The organism is Pseudoalteromonas rhizosphaerae (genome assembly GCF_028885455.1).
GTDB lineage: Bacteria > Pseudomonadota > Gammaproteobacteria > Enterobacterales > Alteromonadaceae > Pseudoalteromonas > Pseudoalteromonas rhizosphaerae.
The window spans coordinates 3,171,792-3,192,957 of record NZ_CP118496.1; the positions used below are offsets into that span (position 1 = coordinate 3,171,792).

The 21,166-nt window shown below is 40.0% G+C and carries 13 protein-coding genes; all 13 read left to right on the forward strand.

From position 1 onward, the window contains the following. Positions 1-372: 372 nt before the first annotated feature. Complete coding sequence (locus PVK79_RS13585) at positions 373-768, forward strand: hypothetical protein (protein ID WP_145233799.1); 396 nt, start codon at positions 373-375, stop codon at positions 766-768. Between the two features lie 125 nt (positions 769-893). Beyond that, on the forward strand, positions 894-1,355 hold the full coding sequence (locus PVK79_RS13590) for a GAF domain-containing protein (RefSeq protein WP_145233801.1): 462 nt from the start codon (positions 894-896) through the stop codon (positions 1,353-1,355). After that, entirely contained in the window at positions 1,352-1,630 is a 279-nt protein-coding gene (locus PVK79_RS13595; protein ID WP_064666123.1) for a hypothetical protein, read from the forward strand. The genes PVK79_RS13590 and PVK79_RS13595 overlap by 4 nt, the downstream gene beginning before the upstream one ends. Positions 1,631-1,645: 15 nt before the next feature. Continuing rightward, the gene (gene proQ / locus PVK79_RS13600) at positions 1,646-2,296 is read left to right on the forward strand and encodes an RNA chaperone ProQ (protein WP_257325912.1); all 651 of its coding nucleotides are present in this window, start codon (positions 1,646-1,648) and stop codon (positions 2,294-2,296) included. 26 nt (positions 2,297-2,322) lie between these two features. Beyond that, positions 2,323-4,362, forward strand: a complete 2,040-nt coding sequence (gene prc / locus PVK79_RS13605) for a carboxy terminal-processing peptidase (RefSeq protein WP_149981053.1) — start codon at positions 2,323-2,325, stop codon at positions 4,360-4,362. 162 nt (positions 4,363-4,524) lie between these two features. Beyond that, positions 4,525-6,003: a Na+/H+ antiporter NhaC gene (nhaC, locus tag PVK79_RS13610; RefSeq protein WP_145233807.1), complete on the forward strand. Its 1,479-nt coding sequence runs from the start codon at positions 4,525-4,527 to the stop codon at positions 6,001-6,003. 49 nt (positions 6,004-6,052) lie between these two features. Continuing rightward, entirely contained in the window at positions 6,053-8,647 is a 2,595-nt protein-coding gene (gene pepN, locus PVK79_RS13615; protein ID WP_257325914.1) for an aminopeptidase N, read from the forward strand. A 3-nt stretch (positions 8,648-8,650) separates the two neighbouring features. Next, the gene (locus tag PVK79_RS13620; RefSeq protein ID WP_145233811.1) at positions 8,651-8,872 is read left to right on the forward strand and encodes a DUF2835 family protein; all 222 of its coding nucleotides are present in this window, start codon (positions 8,651-8,653) and stop codon (positions 8,870-8,872) included. Positions 8,873-9,118: 246 nt separating this feature from the next. After that, a complete protein-coding gene (locus PVK79_RS13625; protein ID WP_145233813.1) occupies positions 9,119-11,215 on the forward strand; it encodes a DUF1302 domain-containing protein in 2,097 nt (698 codons plus the stop codon). Positions 11,216-11,225: 10 nt separating this feature from the next. Further along, on the forward strand, positions 11,226-12,590 hold the full coding sequence (locus PVK79_RS13630) for a DUF1329 domain-containing protein (RefSeq protein ID WP_145234104.1): 1,365 nt from the start codon (positions 11,226-11,228) through the stop codon (positions 12,588-12,590). 153 nt (positions 12,591-12,743) lie between these two features. Then, complete coding sequence (locus PVK79_RS13635) at positions 12,744-13,745, forward strand: YCF48-related protein (RefSeq protein ID WP_145233815.1); 1,002 nt, start codon at positions 12,744-12,746, stop codon at positions 13,743-13,745. Continuing rightward, on the forward strand, positions 13,745-16,069 hold the full coding sequence (locus tag PVK79_RS13640; protein ID WP_145233817.1) for an efflux RND transporter permease subunit: 2,325 nt from the start codon (positions 13,745-13,747) through the stop codon (positions 16,067-16,069). The genes PVK79_RS13635 and PVK79_RS13640 overlap by 1 nt, the downstream gene beginning before the upstream one ends. A 210-nt stretch (positions 16,070-16,279) precedes the next feature. Beyond that, positions 16,280-21,121 (forward strand): NAD-glutamate dehydrogenase, encoded by a 4,842-nt coding sequence (locus PVK79_RS13645; protein ID WP_182734765.1) that lies wholly within the window; start codon positions 16,280-16,282, stop codon positions 21,119-21,121. Positions 21,122-21,166: the final 45 nt, after the last annotated feature.

Here is a 21,166-nt window from a genome sequence, read left to right on the forward strand (position 1 = left end):
TTAGAACAAGCAAAGAGAACCGATACTGCCTTAGCGATGCAAAAGAAATTAGAGATTCTAGTTGCAAGAGTCATTGAACTTGAAGAAAGAGTGACCATAGTAGCATTGATTTATCGAGAAAAATCAATCAACTGTAAATTTATAGCCTCTGTATATACAGAGGCTAAATTATACTTTTCTGTAAAGTGAATAACGCTAAACTCTATAACGGTTTAAAACTGGATCTTGCTTAGGTTAAACGGGCATCAAAATTACCCTATCATGATTGCTGTATGATTTATCATCGTAAATTACGACCATAGTCTCTATTTCGATGTTGTAAAACATCATGCATCCTTAGTATTTATTCAGGTATGATTTTAAGGACGCATTATGAAACATCGGCTTGCAAAAAGTGTTGGGTTATCATTACTTTCACCTGTGATCATTGGCAGTGTGTTAGGAGTTTATTATGCATTAACGCTCAATACCGATCCGCTGACTACCTTTTTTCAGTTACTTATGAGTGCGATAGCTAACGCGCATATTGTCGGTTTAACCATGGCTGCTTTTGTAGTACCCGGATATTTATTGATGTACAAGTACGCGAAAGTTAATTATTCGGGAGTACTGACATTAGGTTTACTCGGTGGTGCAATTTTTAGTTACTTACTCAGTGCAACAGGTGGTATGGTCTTTTTAATTAATACCGCGATGTCAGCTTTAGCGGCGGGACTGTTTTTATATGGATTAAGGTTAGGTGCGATAAAACAACAACCTCCTCAATAGCAGAATTATTAACCAAGCTTGCTGAAAATTAGGGCAAATTGCTTTTTTTTGCCCTGAAAAGGTTTCAATTATTGGCGACAAAGAGTACCTTTAGCTACTGTATGTTTGATAAGAAGTAGTTTGGTATGCAAAAGCAAGAATTTTACCAGTCATTAGTTAAACAAACTGAATCGCTAATTACTGGTGAACCTAACATTATTGCCAATATGGCGAATATTAGCGCGCTGTTATTTACGTCACTCGATGATGTAAATTGGGCTGGTTTTTATTTGATGGATTCACCAACTGAATTAGTGCTTGGTCCGTTTCAAGGTAATCCTGCATGTATCCGAATTCCTGTCGGAAAGGGTGTCTGTGGAACTGCCGCTGCAACTGCACAAACTCAACTAGTTGAAGATGTACATGCATTCGCAGGTCATATTGCCTGTGATGCAGCGTCTAATTCTGAAATAGTAATACCTATTCATAAAAATGGTGAAGTATTTGCTGTTTTAGATATCGACAGCCCAAGTATTGCTAGGTTTGATGTTGATGATAAGCAAGGTTTAGAAGCACTCGTCGCATGTTTTGAGGCAACTATTGCATGAAAGACTTAGTAAATGTACAGGATTATCTGTTTGCCATCACTGATGTAGGTGATTGGGAAGGGGATGAAGAGCATGTAGCGGAAACGCTCAACGATTTAATTCATATTGCATGGGATCGTCTTCCTGATGACACTGAATGTGAATTAATTGATGAAATAATTAACGGTATTTGGGAACACCTTCGAGGCGATATGGCTGTAATTGAAGCCGACTTTGAAGAGTTGGTCGACTGGGTAACACACTACGTCGATTCGTCCCTTGATGAAAAGATGTGAAAAATAGGTTCTAAAATGGAAACCACAAACAAGCTAAAAGATATTAATGAAGTGTTGGAATTTTTATATCAAGAATTTCCGCAATGTTTTAAACAAAAAGACGGCATCAAGCCGCTGAAAGTAGGTATCTTTAAAGATATCGCTGAGCGAATTGAAGGTTCTGAAAAAGTAAGTAAGACGCAAGTACGTCAAGCACTGAGAAAATATACGTCTAACTGGCGTTATTTAGAAGCCGTGACTAAGTCTGAATTTCGTATTGATCTTGATGGAAATCAAGATGCTAAAGTGGAACAAGAGCACATTGATCATGCTCAAAAAGCACTTGAAGAAAGTCGTGCGAAAATGGCTAAACGTAAAAAGTCACAACGTCCACGTAATGATTCAGACACAAAATCTTACAAAAAGAAACCAGGCCAATTCGCTAAACCAGGCGATAAAAACGCTAAAGTTAATACCACACCAGCAAAAGCTGCGCCGGTTAAACGTTCAGGTAAAATTGAACCTTTACCAGCAAGTGAGGTCAAGGTTAATAACAAAGTTAAAGTTAAACTTGGCCAAGCCCTTGTTAATGCAGTAATCACTGAAGTGAACAAAGAAGACGTTCATGTAGAGTTGGTAACTGGCATGCAAGTTAAAACTAAAGCAGACAGCCTGTACATTATTTAAGCTGTATATAAATTAAGGAGTTGTGTATGAGTCAGAAGTTTAAGCTCATTCCGTTAGTTGCCGCCCTGTATTCAGGTTTATTATTTGCATCAGATATTGCTGATGTTAATGATGTAGTTACAGCAAAAGACTTGCCAGTACTTACGCAAGAAAGTCAGCATAGTACGGCTAGCAAACGGGTGACAAACTTATTTACTCGTGCACATTATAAACCAATTCGTTTTGATGACGCACTTTCAAGTAAAGTGTTTGACCGTTATATCGAATCCCTTGATTTTAATAAAAGCGTCTTTTTGGCTGCGGATATTGCCTCATTTGAGCAATACCGCAACCAATTTGATAATGCATTAACGACCGGTAAACTTGATTTTACCTTTGATATTTTCAACCTAAGCATGCAGCGTCGTTTTGAGCGTTATGAGTATTCTTTAAAGTTACTTGAAACACCAATGACCTTTGATAAGGCAGATGAATATTACTTTGATCGTGAAGATGCTGATTGGGCAAAAACGCAAGCTGAGTTAGATGAGCTTTGGCGTGAACGTGTAAAATATGATGCACTACGATTAAAAATGACCGGCAAAGATTGGCCTGGTATAAAAGAATTATTAACTAAGCGTTATCACAATGCACAAAAACGTTTAGTGCAAACCAATAGTGAAGATGTATTTCAGATCGTAATGAACTCTTTTGCGCGAAGTATTGAAGCACATACCTCCTATTTATCGCCACGCAGAGCTGAACAGTTCAAAATGGACATGGATCTTGAACTAGAAGGTATTGGTGCAGTACTAAGCTACGACGAAGACTACACGGTTATTCGCAGCTTGGTTCCAGGTGGACCTGCTGATAAATCGGAGCAAATTAAAGCTGACGACCGTATTATCGGCGTTGCTCAAGACAAAGAAGAATTTGTTGATGTCATTGGCTGGCGTTTAGATGACGTAGTTGATTTAATCAAAGGACCAAAAGGCACTAAGGTGCGGTTACAATACTTAAAAGGTGCTGATGATCATGGCGCGCCTAAAGTAGTTGAAATTATTCGCGATAAAATTCGCCTCGAAGATAGAGCTGCAAAATCAGAAGTATTTAAAGCAAAATATTCTGATTTAACTAGCAAAATAGGTGTTATTGAGATCCCTGGTTTCTACAACAACTTGTCTAAAGACGTTAAAGTAGAATTGGCGAAATTAAAAGAAGCCAAAGTAGATGGCATTATAATTGACCTACGCCAAAATGGTGGTGGCTCATTATATGAAGCAACACAACTATCTGGTTTGTTTTTTGACCAAGGTCCAGTAGTGCAAATTCATACTCTAAATAATCGCATTGAAGAGCAAAAAGACCGTGATGGTGTTACGTTTTACGATGGCCCCCTTACGGTGCTTGTTGATCGTTACAGCGCATCTGCCTCTGAGATTTTTGCCGCAGCGATGCAAGACTATGGTCGAGCAGTGATAATTGGTGAGCAAACGTTTGGTAAAGGCACTGTGCAGCAGCATAAGGGCTTAGGCCGTGCTTACGATTTATACGATAATCCACTTGGCAGTGTGCAATATACGATTGCAAAGTTCTATCGTATCAATGGTGGTAGCACACAGCATAAAGGTGTGATCCCAGATATTTCATTCCCATCAGCAATTGATCCAGCGGAATGGGGCGAAAGCCAAGAGGATAATGCATTACCGTGGGACAGTATCGTTCGCGCCAAATATAACTCGGTTGATGACTTACACCCAGCCATTGCTTACTTAAGCAAAGCGCATGCTGAACGCATTAAATCAGAACCAGAGTTTAACTATGTTTTTCAAGATATTACGCGTTATAAAGAAGAGAAAGACCGGAAAACTATTTCTCTTGTAGAAGCGCAGCGTATTAAAGAAAAAGACGATGGTGAAGCGCGTGCATTAGCTCGTACTAATGAAAGGCTTACTCGTTTAGGTGAAAAACCGATTGAGAGCTTGGATGATGCGCCTGATGTCTTAGACGACTTAGATCCATTCTTAGAAGAAGCTGCATTAATTACCCAAGATTATATTAAGTTTGGTCGTGTAGCTAAGAAATAACTCGTTTTACAGGTTAATAAAAAAGGCGCTTTGGCGCCTTTTTTGCTGCCTAAAACTCTTGATATTGCTATAATTACTGATTAAACGCTGACAAAAGTAAGTAACTTAGTTAGGCTAAGCGTCGCGTCTGTGCTAAAAAATAATAATTAAACGCGCATAAAAATGCGCGTAGGAGTCTCAATTTTGAATTCACAAAAAGAAAAACCCATCCTACAGGCCAGCTTTTTCGATGCCTTGATCCCAATTTCTGTACTGATTTGTTTATTAGGTGCTGCGGTCTATTTATTTGGCGATAGTTCGTCATCAGGGCCGAATCAAATTGCGCTACTGTTTGCTACATTTACAGCTGCACTTATTGGCCTTAAAAATGGCTATACTTGGAAAAAACTTGAACAAGCGATGATAGAGGGGATCACTCTATCTTTGGGCGCTATATTAATTTTGTTAATGGTTGGCGCGCTGATCGGCACTTGGCTGCTGTCAGGCACTGTACCTACGCTTATTTATTATGGTTTACAGGTAATTAATCCTAGTTGGTTTTACGCAGCAAGCTGTTTAATTTGTGGCATTGTAGCAATGAGTATTGGTAGCTCTTGGACCACGGCGGCGACAATAGGTGTAGCGCTACTCGGTGTTGCTACAGGCCTTGGATTAGAGCAAACAGTAACGGCCGGTGCCGTAATATCTGGGGCTTACTTTGGCGATAAACTCAGTCCACTGTCTGAAACAACAAATTTAGCTCCTGCGGTTGTGGGAGCTGATTTATTCGAGCATATCCATCATATGCTATGGACGACTGTACCAAGTTTTGTGATTGCATTAATCATCTTTATTTTTATGGGCTTTAATGCCACAGCGTCAAGTGAGGCTGGGCGTATTGATGAAATAACCGCTATTCTACAACAAAACTTTAATATAGGTTTAGAGATGCTGGTGCCACTGATTGTTTTACTGGTGTTAGCAATTAAAAAAATGCCTGCATTTCCGGCAATTTCAATCGGTGCGGTACTTGGTGCAGTATGGGCAATGATTTTTCAATCAGACCTAATTGCAACACAAATTGATGGCTCTCAGGGGCAAATTGTCGGTTATTTTAAATTGGTTTGGAGTACATTTTTTGATGGCTTTAGTATCCTCACAGGCGATGAAAAAATGGATTCATTACTCAGTGGTGGTGGAATGTCTGGCATGTTAACCACAACGTGGCTGATTATGACGGCATTGATGTTTGGCGCCATTATGGAAAAAACAGGTTTATTAGATATTTTTGTAAAAAGTATTCTTAAAATTGCGAAAAGCACTGGCTCTTTAATTACTGCTACTATTGCGACCTGTATTGGTACCAATGTAATTGCTGCAGATCAGTATATCGCTATTGTGGTCCCTGGTCGGATGTTTAAAGAAGAATATGCAAAGCGTGGTTTGAAACCTGTTAATTTATCAAGAACATTAGAAGATGGCGGGACGATCACCAGTCCCCTGATCCCTTGGAATACCTGTGGTGCATATATGCAAAGTGTATTACTGATCAACCCATTTGATTATGCGCTATATGCATTTTTTAATCTTATAAATCCATTACTAGCTGTTATTTATGCTTACCTAGGCATTAAAATTTTACGTATTAAGCCAAAACAATAGCCATAAATTATACGCTCCTCTGCTAAGAGGAGCCACTTTGGAGTTTCACATGACTGCATTAAAAAAACCTCAAGCACAGTATCTTAAAGATTACCAAGCTCCACCATTTTTAATTGATCACATTGATTTGACCTTCGATTTATTGCCGTTAAACACCCGTGTTACGAGTGTAATGACGATCACGAAAAAAATAGCTGGTGTGGCAGATTTAGTGCTTGATGGCATTGATTTGACACTGATCTCAATTACTGTAGATAACAACGCATATACAGATTATGACCTACTTGATGAGCAGCTTGTGATCCATAATTTACCAGCGCAATGTCAGCTTACAATCGTTAATGAAATAGCACCAAAAACTAACACATCCTTAGAAGGTTTATATCTATCTGGCGGGGCGTATTGTACACAATGTGAAGCGCAAGGTTTTAGAAAAATAACCTATTATCTTGACCGCCCAGACGTACTTGCAAGCTTTGACGTGACGATTATTGCTGACGAGCAGTTTACTCATTTATTATCAAATGGTAATAAATTAGCGGAAGGTAAATTAGACAATGGCCGTCACTTTGCAAAATGGCAAGACCCATTCAAAAAGCCAAGTTACTTGTTCGCACTTGTTGCAGGGGACTTTGATGTACTTAAAGATACCTTTGTTACGCAAAGTGGTCGTACAATAGATTTAGCCTTGTTTGTTGATAAAGGGAATTTACCGAAAACCCCTCATGCGATGGCATCACTTAAAAAATCAATGCAGTGGGATGAGCAGCGTTTTAATCTTGAGTATGATTTAGATATTTACATGATCGTTGCTGTGGATTTTTTCAATATGGGCGCGATGGAAAATAAAGGTCTGAATATTTTCAACTCTAAATGTGTGTTGGCTAATCAAGAAACCGCCACTGATAAAGATTATCACACTATAGAGTCAATCGTTGGTCATGAGTATTTTCATAATTGGACAGGAAACCGAGTGACTTGTCGTGATTGGTTTCAACTGTCGTTAAAAGAAGGCTTAACAGTTTTTCGTGATCAAGAGTTTAGCAGTGATTTAGGCTCGCGGGCACTGAATCGTATTGATGCGGTTAAAGTAATGCGTACTCATCAATTCAGTGAAGATGCCGGTCCTATGGCACATCCGATCCGTCCTGAACAAGTGATTGAGATGAATAACTTCTATACAGTAACTGTGTACGACAAAGGCGCTGAAGTTATCCGTATGATGCACACGTTATTGGGAGAAGAAAAGTTCCAGCAGGGCATGGCACTTTATTTTCAGCGTCATGATGGGCAAGCCGTTACCTGTGATGATTTTGTTGCGGCTATGAGTGATGCCTCAGGTATCGATTTAACTCAGTTTAAACGTTGGTATAGCCAAGCTGGCACACCACGGCTAATCGTAAAACAAGAGTATGATAAGCTCAGTGGTACTTTTTCACTGCATATAGAGCAGCTGGCACCGCTTAATCAGCCAGAAAATGCGCCATTACATATCCCATTTGCTATCGAGCTACTTAATCAACAGGGCGAGTCTGTCTCTTTACAGTTTGAAGGACAGCCACTTGATCATGTCTTAGATGTTACAACAGCGCAGCAAACGTTTAGCTTTGATGGTTTAACCGCGAAGCCTGTAGCGGTGCTACTAGAGGATTTCTCTGCGCCGTGTATTGTTGAGCAACAAAATACAGCCACTGAATTATTACACATTATGCGCTTTGCGCGCAGTGACTTTTCGCGTTGGGATGCTCAACAACAATTGTTCATTGGGGCGGTTAAAGGGGCCATTATAACACCTGAAAATAATCAATTGGATCCAGCAATTATTACTGCATTACGTAGTTTATTAGTTGATCAGGAGGGAGATTTAGCTTTAATTGCTGAATTATTAAAGCTGCCTAGTTTTGATACCCTCGCAGCTGAGTTTAATGTGATCCCTGTGGATCAATTGGTTGCGGTGACAAATCAGTTTGAGTTACAAATTGCTCAGCAACTGCGTAGTGAGTTCTTAGACTGTTATCAAAGTTTAATTGATGACGGCTCTGTAAGTGCAACAGCTGTCGCTATACGTGCATTAAAAGGTATGTGCTTGCATTATTTGGCAAAAATTAATGAGCTTGATATCAATCAACTTCTTGTTAGTACTGCTAATTCACACAATATGACCAGTGTACTCGCCGCGCTCAGTGCAGTGGTAAAAGCTGATAATCCATTAGCAAAAGAGTTGTTAAACCAATTTGACAGTCAGTGGCGCCATGATGTGTTAGTGATGGATAAGTGGTTTGCATTGCAAGCAATGCAAGGTGGCGATGATGCCATTAGTAATATCAAAAAGTTATATGATCACCCTTGTTTTGATTTTTCAAACCCAAACCGTGTCAGGGCACTAGTGGGCAGTTTTAGTCATTTTAATACCGCACAGTTTCACCGTGAAGATGGTACAGGTTATCAATTGCTAGGTGACTTACTAGTTAAGCTTAATGCAATCAACCCCCAAAATGCATCACGTATGTTAACGCCATTTATGTCATGGCGCAGATATGATGAGGTACGTTCAGTTGCAATCAAAGCTCAGCTGCAACGCCTAGCTTTGCTTGATAATTTAAGTGATGACTTGTTTGAAAAAGTTGATAAAGCACTACAATAAATTATGATCGAATATTATTTTTTACTGAACTTAACCTACAAGCAGTGCATGGATTACTACGAAGGTAAGTATACATCAGTTCAAGTAATTGAAGATGGTGGCAAAAAAGTACGTTTTGCCGCCAGCCATTTGCGTCCTTTTATTTCCTCTTTAGGGGTAAGAGGGCGCTTTCGACTTTTGCTTACTCCAGAGTATAAATTTTTACGTTTGGAGCGTGTTGCCTAAAACAATATTTTAAAATAATCACTTATAATATTGTTTTTTTGTTAATTCGATTTGTCCTATTGTTAATTTACGTGTATAAATTATCTGGTAGGACGTCTTACCATTAGGTTAACGTCAACTAAACAGAAAAATTATGACCGATTGAACGCGTTCTATTTGTAATTTCTTTATTTCGCTTCTATCGTTACGACTACACTAAAAACAATAACTTGATCACAAAATTACCCGCGACAGGGGGAACACACAATGATAAGAAGATCGCTTTTTGTTAAAAATAAACTAGTACTAGGCATCGCAGCCGCTACTTTAGGGTTATCAGCAGCACACACACAGGCTGCAACGTTTGAGGCTGGAGGGTTTGATATAACCTTCGACTCTGCTTTTTCTTATGGACAAAGTATCCGTGTTGAAGACCGAAACTTTAACTTAATAGGTAAAAGTAATAACCCGTCTTTTGATTGGACAGGTTATAACTCTGTATTAAATCCAATTTATTCAGCGCAAGATGTCTGGGCCCAACCTGGCTCTTACTCTAATAACGGCGACGCTGGTGATTTGAACTTTGATAGCGGTGAATCTTTTTCAAAGCTGTTGAAAGGGACGCATGATTTATCTATCAACAAAGATAACTATGGTCTATTTACTCGATTTATGTATTTTTATGATTTTGAATTGATGGATGGCGATCGTGCCTATGTTAATCCAACTTCAGGGCAAGGAGTTGATCCTTGTGATGATAAAGACACAAAGAAACAAAGCTGCGCAGATATTCGTCTATTAGATGCTTACGTATGGGCTAACTTTGATTTAAATGACGGCAATAACCCGCTTTCTATTCGTCTAGGACAACAAGTTATAAACTGGGGAGAAAGTACATTAATTTCTCACGGTATTAACGTAAATCCGGTCGATATTGATCGGTTAAAAGCGCCGGGTGCAGAGCTTAAAGAAGCTTTTATTCCAGTTGGTATGTTATGGGCATCTTTAGGGATCACTGAAAATGTGACTTTGGAAGGCTTTTACCAATACCAATGGCATGAAACACGTTTACCTGCAGCTGGAACGTATTTTTCAACCAATGACTTTGCTGCTGAAAATGGTTATCAGCAAAATGTACAGCTTGGTTTTACCTCCAACCCAGATATCGATTTAGCGTTTTTAACTGATAGCTTAAATAATTTGATGACTACCTTTGGTCAAGCTGCTGCCGCTAAAGGGATCGACCCTGCAAGTCCCGCAGGGCAAGCATTATTGGCACAAACTTATCTGGCATACCCTACTAAAGTCGCTCTTAAAGGCAAAGGGGATGATGGTAAAACTGAGCCTGATGATGGTGGTCAATATGGTTTACGTTTAGGTATGTTTTTACCAGATTTTTATGACACTGAAGTTGCACTTTACCATGTAAACTACCATAGCCGCCGTCCTCTTATTTCAGGTCGCGTATCTAACTTTACACAAGCGTCACTGGCCCAAGATTTAGCCATGTTAGCAACGACTAAAATTACCTCTGACAATGTCTCTGATTTAAAAGCATTTGCTAAAGCAACCAATGAGTATCCAGAAGATATTAAATTGTATGGGTTAAGCTTTAATACATCAATAGGTGAAACGGCGTTTGCTGGTGAGTTCACCTTCCGTGAAGACGAACCACTACAAATCGATGACGTAGAATTGCTTTATGCTGCTATGCCTGAGCAATTAGCGTTAGCGGGACTTCGTCCTGAGTTTGCCGGTATTTCACAAATGAGTCAGGGTAACGCAGTTAGTGTTGTAGGCCCTGGGGAATTAGCAAAAGGTTATATTGAGCGTAATACTAGCCAATTGCAGTTTACAGCAACACATTTATTTGGCCCATCACTGGGTGCAGATAGCTGGGCTGTAGTGGGTGAAATTGGCGGCGTGCGCATAAATAATATGCCTGAATACGATGAAATGCGTTTAAATGTTTCAGGCACTGGTCGAAGCGGTATTATGACCGGCCCTAATGCAGATGATTACTCAACACTTCATATGGCTTTGTCTAATGGCCCCGAACAAAAAGAGTTTGCGACAGCATCATCATGGGGATATCGCTTAATTGCTAAAGGCGATTATTACAACTTCTTTAAAGGAGTTAATTTTTCACCTCGCTTTGTTTTCTCACATGATGTAAATGGTAACACACCAGACCCGATGTTCTTGTTTATTGAAGATCGCAAGTCACTTGGAGTGACAGCCAACTTTAATTATCAAAATGCATGGTCATTTGACTTTAGCTACAACTCTTTCTGGGGTGGTGGAGATACCAATACTTTCTCAGACCGTGATTTTGTTTCTTTTAATATTAAATATTCAATTTAAGGGTATCATGATGATAAAAAAACCTACCCTCATTGCACTAACGCTATGTAGTTTATTTTCTACAACAGCGGTCGTTGCAAAAATGACGAGCGAAGAAGTTGCGCGCTTAGGTGCAGATCTAACCCCATTAGGTGCTGAAAAAGCGGGTAATGCTGATGGCTCAATTCCGGCATGGACAGGTGGTATTACTAAAGCACCGGCAGGTTATACGCCGGGAATGCATCATCCAGATCCGTATGCTGACGACAAAGTACTTTTCACCATTGATAAATCAAATGTTGATAAATACAAAGCAAATTTAAGTCCTGGTCAAGTAGCTCTTTTTGAAGCGTATCCAGATACGTTTAAAATGAACATCTATACTACTCATCGCAGTGCTTCAAACCCACAGTTTGTCTATGATGCAACAAAACAATACGCACCAACTGCAGAGTTGATTGAAGAAGGTAATGGGATAAAAAATACTGCTATTGGCATTCCTTTTCCTATTCCAAAAACTGGCTTAGAGGCAATTTGGAACCATTTATTACGCTACCGTGGTCTGTCAATTGAGCGTTTTGGCGGTCAAGCGGCTCCAACAGCCTCAGGTTCGTATAATATGGTTGGCTTTGATGAGCAACTGTTAGTTAAGTACTCAGATCCAAAAGCAACACCTGCAGAGTTACAAGAATCTAATATTTTGTTTAAATTTAAACAAAAAGTCACCGAACCTGCGCGTTTAGCTGGCACGGCGCTATTAGTTCATGAAACCATGGACCAAATTTTAACTCCACGACAAGCGTGGACTTACAATTCTGGCCAGCGTCGTGTTCGTCGCGCGCCTAATGTTGCTTATGATGCACCAGGAACAGCAGCTGATAGCTTGCGTACAACCGATGATTTCGATATGTTTAACGGTTCGCCAAACCGCTATACATGGACGCTCAAAGGTAAGCAAGAGCTTTATGTACCATACAATAGTTATAAGCTACACAGTGATAAGTTACAGTATGACGATATTCTGATGGCCGGTCACATCAACCCGGAACATGTGCGTTATGAAAAACACCGTGTTTGGGTTGTAGAAGCAGATCTGAAAGGCGACACTCGTCATATTTATAAGAAGCGCGTATTTTATATTGATGAAGATAGCTGGCAAGTTCAAGTGACGGATATCTATGATAACCGTGACCAAATGTACCGTGTAGCGATGGCTCATACAATTAACTATTACGATGCGCTCACTAACTGGAGTACGTTAGACGTTTACTACGATTTGAATTCACGCCGTTACCTAGCGATTGGTTTAGATAACCAAGAGAAAATGTATGATTTCTCACAATCGTTTAATGATAATGAATTTACCTCAAGTGCACTGCGCCGCGAAGGTCGTTAATACACTCTAAGCACCTGGAATTATCTAGGTGCTTTTTTATTATTTCAAATCGCGTTTGTCACTCTGACACGCACTGGGTCATGACACTAACCGAGTCCCCCGACTGCACGTTATATACCGACAAACACATTCTTTTCAAGGCGATTTTAATTTATGAAGTACATGCTTTATGCAGGTCTTGCCGCTGTGGCGAGCCTTTCAACTCTTTCTATTGCAGCTGAACCACTTGCTGCAATTGTCGCAACTAAAGCAGATAAAACCCTGTTGACTGATATTGAATACACAGGAAAGCAACTGGTCGCTGTCGGAAAACATGGCACTATAATTACAAGCAGTAATGCAAAAAATTGGCAACAAGCGAGCGTTCCAACGCAAGTGTTATTAACGGCGGTTGCCTTCAGTGGCAGTGAACTTGGTTGGGCTTGCGGGCATGATGCGACTATTATTCATACCAATGATGGTGGTGCAAACTGGCAGTTGCAACAGGTGAACACGCAATTAGATAAACCTTGCTTAGATATTTTATTTACCAGTGAACTTCACGGCTTTGCTGTGGGTGCCTATGGTATGTTTTATGAAACCAGTGATGGTGGCAAACATTGGCAAAAGCGTTTTCTGGATTCTTTATTATTTGCAGATGATAGAGATTACTTAAATGATTTAAAAGAATCAGATCCACAAGGCTATGAAGCCGAAACTGCATCAATATTGCCGCACTTTAATCGTATTGTCACAACAAAAGATAAACTTATGTTAGTGGGCGAAATGGGTTTGTTAGCGCACAGTACAGACAACGGAAAAACATGGCAACGCGATGAAGAAATCTACCGGGGTTCCTTTTTTGCTTATGCCAGCGATGAACAAGGGCAAGAAATAGTTGCGGGTTTAAGAGGCAATATTTTTAGCCGTCAGGTAGGTGAGCAATGGCAACCAATAAGTAATAATAAAACCGCCACAATCAATAGTATTATCGCTAGCGGTGATAATCAATGGTTGTTACTTGCCAACAGCGGTGTGATTTTCCACTATAAAAATAATCAACTTACTATTGAGCAGTTAGCGGATGGTAAAGCAATTCTTGATGCCGTTATTTTTGAAAATCAATTGGTTATGGCATCAGAAAATGGCATTAAAGTGAAGGGGATGGCTCCATAATGCACACAATCGTCAATTTTTTAGAGAAAGCAGTTTTTCGTCATCGATTAATGATGGTGATAAGTTTTATTTTAATAACATGTTTTTTAGGTTTTAAAGCCACACAAATCCAACTTGATGCTTCATTTAATAAAAATATTCCGCTTAATCATGATTATATGAAAGTGTATTTAAAGCATGAAAAGCAATTTGGTGGCGCAAATAGTATTTTGATCTCAGTGTGTGATGATAGCGGTGATATTTTTAATCCTGAGTTTTTCACCCAATTAAAAGCCGTTCATGATCAGTTATATTTTATTCCTGGGGTGAATCGTCCGTTAGTGAATTCAATTTTTTCACCCAGTGCACGTTTTGTTGAAGTTGTTGAAGACGGTTTTGCGGGTGGGCCAATTATTCCCGCCAATTTTACTGCTGATCAACGAGGTTTAGCGGTTGTTAAAGAGAATATCGAAAAAGCGAAAGTCGTAGGCAGGATGATTGCCTCTGATTATTCGTGTGCGATGGTAACCGCGCAGTTGATGGAAACTGATCCGCAAACGCAAGAAAAATTAGATACGTTAGCGTTTGCACAAAAGCTAGAAAGCGAAATTCGAGAGCCATTGAGCACTGATAAAGTAAGTATCCACATTATTGGTTTTGCCAAAATGGCCGGTGATATTGCCGAAGGTGCGAAAGGGGTTGTGTTATTTTTTGCTATTGCTATCGCGTTTACTTTCATCATGGTGTGGTTATTTTGCGGCAGCATCAAGCTCACTATTTTACCTATAGCCTGTTCAATTATTGCCGTGGTTTGGCAGTTAGGGATATTGTCGAGCTTAGGCTTTGGTCTAGATCCAATGTCGATTCTAGTACCATTCTTAGTGTTCGCAATCGGCGTAAGTCATGGCGTACAGATGATCAATGCAATAGGTAAAAAAGTCGCCGAAGGAAGCAGTAATACGCGTCTTTGCTGTCAGGCTAGTTTTAGATCGCTGTTAATACCCGGTGGTATTGCATTGCTGTCAGACACGGTCGGCTTTTTGACGTTACTAACCATAGATATAGGTATAATTCGTGAACTGGCTATCACAGCAAGTTTAGGTGTGGCTGTTATTATTTTTACTAATTTGATTTTATTGCCAGTATGGGCATCGTATATGCGCTTTGAAAACACAGTTCATATTCAATCAGGCAACAGCGAAAAACCAAACTTACTTGATTCAATTCGTGATCTGTTAGTCAAAGCCACGGATCCAAAATGCGCGAAAATCATTATTGGCTGCACCTTAGTATTGTTTGCTGTAGGTTATTGGCAAGCAGGGAAAATGCATATCGGCGATTTACATGCAGGTGCACCGTCATTGCATCAAGATGCCCGTTATAACCAAGATACCTTTTTAATATCGGACAAATATACGATTTCATCCGATATTCTAAAAGTGATTGTCGAAGCTTACCCTGCAGCATGTACTGAGCACGACGTAATGGAGCGCATTAGTCGTTTTCAATATAAAGTTGAAAACTTAGCAGGTGTTCAATCAGCAGTATCCCTAAGCTCAGTAGCGCAGTCGGTTAATGCCGGGTATAACGAAGGTAATTTAAAATGGCAAAGTTTGCCTCGTAATACGGCAAGTTTGGTGCAATCTACCTCACGAGTCGAAACCAGTACCGGTTTACTCAATGGTGATTGTTCAGTTATGCCTGTGATTATCTTTTTAGATGATCATAAAGCGCAGACCATTGAACATATCATTGCCAGTGTTAAACAATTTGCCATTGAAGAACAAACCGATATGCTGCAGTTTAAGCTGGCCTCAGGGCCTGTCGGCGTCATGGCTGCGACGAATGAATCAGTTTCTGCTGCACAATTACCTATGATGTTATACGTTTATGGTGCAGTTATTATTTTATGCTTGATTAGCTTTAAGAGTGTAAAAGCGACCATAGCGGTAGTGTTACCCTTGTATATTGTATCGACTCTTGCGCAAGCTTTAATGGTACAACTTGAAATCGGTCTGACGGTTTCAACGTTGCCAGTGATTGCACTAGGTGTAGGTATTGGGGTGGATTATGGGATTTATATTTTGTCATCGATGATGGGGCAATTAAAGCAAGGTGTTGCCTTACCAGTGGCGTATCGTAATGCACTCGTTGAGCGTGGTAGTGCGGTGTTATTTACCGGTATCACGTTAGCTATTGGTGTGAGCACCTGGATTTTCTCTGATCTTAAGTTCCAAGTGGACATGGGAATATTGTTAACCTTCATGTTTTTAGTCAATATGCTTGGCGCAGTATTACTTTTACCAGCAATTGGTAGTTTGATCTGGACTGACCAGAAAAAATAATGTGAATAATTTTGCTCCTAAATGGCCTGTAAAGGCCATTTATATCTATAATTTGTGAATAGATGACCAAATAGCTGAAATGCTTAAAATGTTTTCATCGAAAGGGCTGTTTATTAATTTTAAAAGGGTTAGAATTTGCCTGACTCCACACAATAAATTGCTGTACAAATTTTCCATCTAAGTAGGTGGTATAGATTTAAGGAACATGTAATGACACGAAATGAAGGGCAAGCCTCGGTTATCTTAGATAATGTCTGTAAGCTGATCCAGAAAAAAGTTCACGCTGATAATGTGTTACTCGTTGAGAAATTCGCCAAATCCTTGTACAGCAATATGTCTAAAGAAGATTTGGCACATCGCAATGATAGTGACTTATATGGCGCTGCACTTAGCCTATGGAACTCGCTAGAAAAAAATACCTCTGATGATGCGGTGATCCGCGTTTTCAATCCTGAAGTAGCAAAAGATGGCTGGCAGTCATCACACACAATCGTCGAAATTATCGCTAAAGATATGCCATTTTTAGTTGATTCTGTTCGTATGGCGATGACCCGCGAAAATATCGCATCTCACTTGCTATTACACAGCCCACTTAAGATTCAACGCGATAAAAACGCTAAAATTTCGGCTTTATCAAATTTAAAAGCCGAACAAGAGTCTAGCTCTACAAAAACAGTGTTTTTTATCGAAATTGATCGCCAAACAGATTCTTCAGTGATTGACTCGTTCAAAAAAGAGCTTGAGTCAGTGTTGAACGATGTGTCTACTGCGGTAGAAGATTGGCAACCGATCCGCAAAAAGTTAATTGCGGTCAGTAAAGAATTACCAAAACGTAACCATAACAACAATGCAAGTGAAGTTGCAGAGACTGTTGAATTCTTAGATTGGTTAGTAAAAGATAATTTTACATTAATGGGCTATCGCCAATACGATTTGTCGCCAGTACAAGGCGATTACCAGCTCAAAGGTAAAATCGAGGGCAGCTTAGGTTTGATGAAGAATTCAACCGAAGAGCATTCTCGCCTGTTATCTGAATTACCAGAAGTTGCCCGTCAAGAAGCACGTAGCAATAACCTGTTGATCCTTACAAAAACCAATTCGTTATCACGCGTACATCGCCCAGCATACATAGATTATGTAGGGATTAAACGTTTTGATGATGAGGGGAATGTGATTGGCGAAGACCGTTTCATCGGGTTGTTTTCATCAAGTTTTTATAACAACAGCGCCGCTGATGTGCCAGTTTTAAAAAGTAAAATAAATCGCATCATGGAAATGTGTGATTTTGCCAAAGGCACTCATGCTTATAAAGCGGTATTAAATATTCTTGAAACCTATCCGCGTGATGAACTTGTTCAGGCCCGTGAAAGCGAGTTACTTGAAGTTGCAATGGGTGTTTTACAAGTACAAGAGCGCGATATGTGTCGCTTATTTGTGCGTAAAGATGCCTATGGTCGTTTTTTCTCTTGCATGGTCTATGTTCCGCGTGAGCGTTATAACACAGCACTGCGTCGTGAAACACAAGATATTTTAGGCAATGCATTTAATTCAGACGATAAAGTCGAATTTACTACCTTCTTCTCTGAGTCTACACTGGCGCGTACTCATTATACCGTGCGTGTGACTGACAACAATATAGAATATAACGTGAAAGACATCGAAAATAATTTAGTAGAAGCCGCTCGTACTTGGGAAGATAAATTACAATCAGCACTGTTAGAGTCTGCTGGTGAAGCACGTGGTAACGAATTAAACCGCAAATATTGTAATGCGTTTGCTCGTTCTTACAAAGATGAAGTACTGCCAAGTGCCGCTGTTGTTGATATTGAAAAGCTTGAACTATTGAATGACGATAACAAGCTTGAAATGTTGTTTTACCGTCCGCAAGAAGAAGCGAACAGCAACATTGTACGTTTGAGCTTATTCCACAAAGATGAGCCAATCCATTTATCAGACGTTATGCCAATGCTTGAAAACTTTGGCTTGCGCGTCATTGGTGAAACGCCTTATTCGGTTAAAACCAGCGATGGCCGTATCAACTGGATCATGGATTTCTCAATGCTACTTGATAGCAAAGGCATTGCAGATTTCGATAAAGTATCAGCACGTTTTCGTGCCGCACTTACTAGTGTGTGGAGTAACCGTTTAGAAAATGACGGCTTTAACCGTTTAGTGTTAATGGGTGGCTTAACTGGTCGCGAAGCCTCAATTTTACGCGCTTATGCAAAATACATGCGCCAAGTTGGGGTTACTTTCTCGCAAACCTACATCGAGAGCACATTAGCTAATTACCCGCACATTGGTTCGCAAATTGTTAATTTATTTGCTAAAAAGTTCTCTGTTAAAAGCCCTGCTAGTGTTAAAACGCTTGATAAGCTAATTGCGCAAATTTATGTAGAACTTGAAAACGTTGCTAACTTAGATGATGACCGTATTATTCGTTTATACGTCGATATGATCATTGCTACGCTGCGTACTAACTACTTCCAAAAAGATGACATAGGTCAGTTTAAGTCTTATGTGTCGTTCAAAGTAAATCCAAGCTTAATTCCAGATATGCCATTGCCATTACCGGCATTTGAAATATTTGTTTATTCTCCACGTGTAGAAGGTGTGCATTTACGTGGTGGTAAAGTTGCGCGTGGTGGCTTGCGTTGGTCAGATCGTCGTGAGGATTTCCGTACGGAAGTACTTGGTCTAGTTAAAGCACAACAAGTAAAGAATACAGTTATTGTACCTGTAGGCTCAAAAGGCGGCTTTGTTTGTAAACAACTGCCTACGGATCGTGACGCATTCTTCAAAGAAGGCCAAGAGTGTTACAAAATCTTCATTCGTGGTTTATTAGATATCACAGATAACATTATCCAAGGTGAAATTGTGCCGCCGGTTGATGTAACTCGTCATGATGAAGATGATGCATATTTGGTTGTAGCAGCTGATAAAGGTACAGCTACTTTCTCTGATATTGCCAATGGCATTGCCAATGAATATAACTTCTGGCTAGGTGATGCATTCGCATCAGGTGGTTCAGTAGGTTATGACCATAAGAAAATGGGTATTACGGCCAAAGGCGCATGGGAATCGGTTAAACGCCATTTCCGCGAAATGGACATTGATACACAAACAACTGATTTTACGGTAGTTGCAATTGGTGATATGGCTGGGGATGTATTTGGTAATGGTATGTTGTTATCCAAGCATATCCGTTTACAAGTGGCATTTAACCACATGCATATCTTTGTTGATCCAAACCCAGATTCAGCAACGTCTTACCCAGAGCGCGAGCGCCTATTTAACTTACCTCGTTCATCGTGGGAAGACTACAACAAAGACTTGATTTCAGCGGGCGGCGGGGTGTTCTCACGTGCGGCTAAATCAATCACTTTAACGCCAGAAATGAAAAAAATGTTGGGCACTAAAAAAGCCAGCATGACACCAAACGAGTTGATCAAAGCATTCTTAATGATGGAATTCGATCTATTATGGAATGGCGGTATTGGTACTTACATTAAGAGCAGTAAAGAAAGCGATGCAGATGTAGGCGACCGTGCAAATGACGCCCTACGTATCAATGGTAGTGAGCTTGGTGCAAAAGTACTCGGTGAGGGTGGCAACTTAGGTGCAACCCAATTAGGACGAATTGAATTTGCTGCTAAAGGCGGTCGCGTTAATACTGACTTCATCGATAACGTAGGTGGTGTTGCGTGTTCTGATAACGAAGTAAATATCAAAATTTTACTTAATGGTTTAGTTACAGCCGGTGATTTAACGCGTAAACAACGTGATGAACTACTGTATTCAATGACCGATGAAGTTGCACAACTGGTACTGAAAGATTGTTATCGCCAAACGCATACACTGTCAATTACGCAATCAAAAGGCTCATCAACGCTTAAAGAAAAAGTACGCTTTATTCATGCCCTTGAAAAAGATGGCAAGTTAAATCGTGCAATTGAATTTATTCCAAGCGATGAAGAGTTGGCAGAACGCGCTGCAGCGGGTAAAGATTTAACTCGCCCAGAGTTATCTGTGCTTGTGTCGTACGCTAAAATGGTACTTAAAGAGTCACTCGTGACTGACGACATCACAGAAAATCCATATTATCGTCAGCTATTAGTGAAGTCTTTCCCTTTACCACTACGTGAAAAGTTCAATACTGCGATGGATAATCACCCACTGCGTAAAGAGATTATTGCTACTAAATTAGCTAATAATATCGTTAACGATATGGGTCTGAACTTCATGGTACGTATGCATGAAGAAACTGGCGCAAACGAAGCTGAAATAGCGTTATGTTACTCTGTTGCCAGTGAAGTATTCCAAATGCGTGATACTTGGTCTGCAATTGTTGATCTTGATAACAAGATCCCAGCCGCAGTGCAAACTGAAATGTTGTATCAGTTACGTCGTACAGTACGCCGAGCAACACGTTGGTTCTTACGTCATCGCAATAAAGCGCAAAATATTGAGCAAACAATTGCCTTCTTTGCACCGACCTTCGCTGATTTAAGTGCAAACTTAACTAACTACATGGTTGAAAAAGAAAGTGAACGTTTATCTGCTGCCGCAGACAAGCTTATTGAAAGTGCAGTGCCAGCTGAGCTTGCAACACGTATTGTATCGCTCTCTAGTTTGTTCTCAGTAATGGACTTAGCAGAAGTTGCTGCAAATTCAGGGCGTAGTATTGATATGGTATCTAATACCTACTTCAAACTAGGTGCACGGATGGGACTGCATTGGTTCCTTGACCAAATTACTCATCAGCCGGTGGCGAATCATTGGCAAGCATTGGCCCGCGCTTCATACCGTGAAGAGCTTGATTGGCAACAACGTACACTATCTGAAGTTGTTTTAAATAACTTTGCTGGTGATAACAAAGATGTTGACGGTCAAATTGATCAGTGGATGGACAGCCAAGATTTGTTACTACAACGCTGGAAGCAAATGTTAGCTGAATTTAAGACTTCACAAAGTCATGATTTTGCTAAGTTCTCAGTTGCATTACGTGAACTTATGCTACTTAGTCATAACTGTGATACATCTGCAAAATAAGCAATTGACACTGACTGGTTATTTTCTCATATGAAAATAATGAGT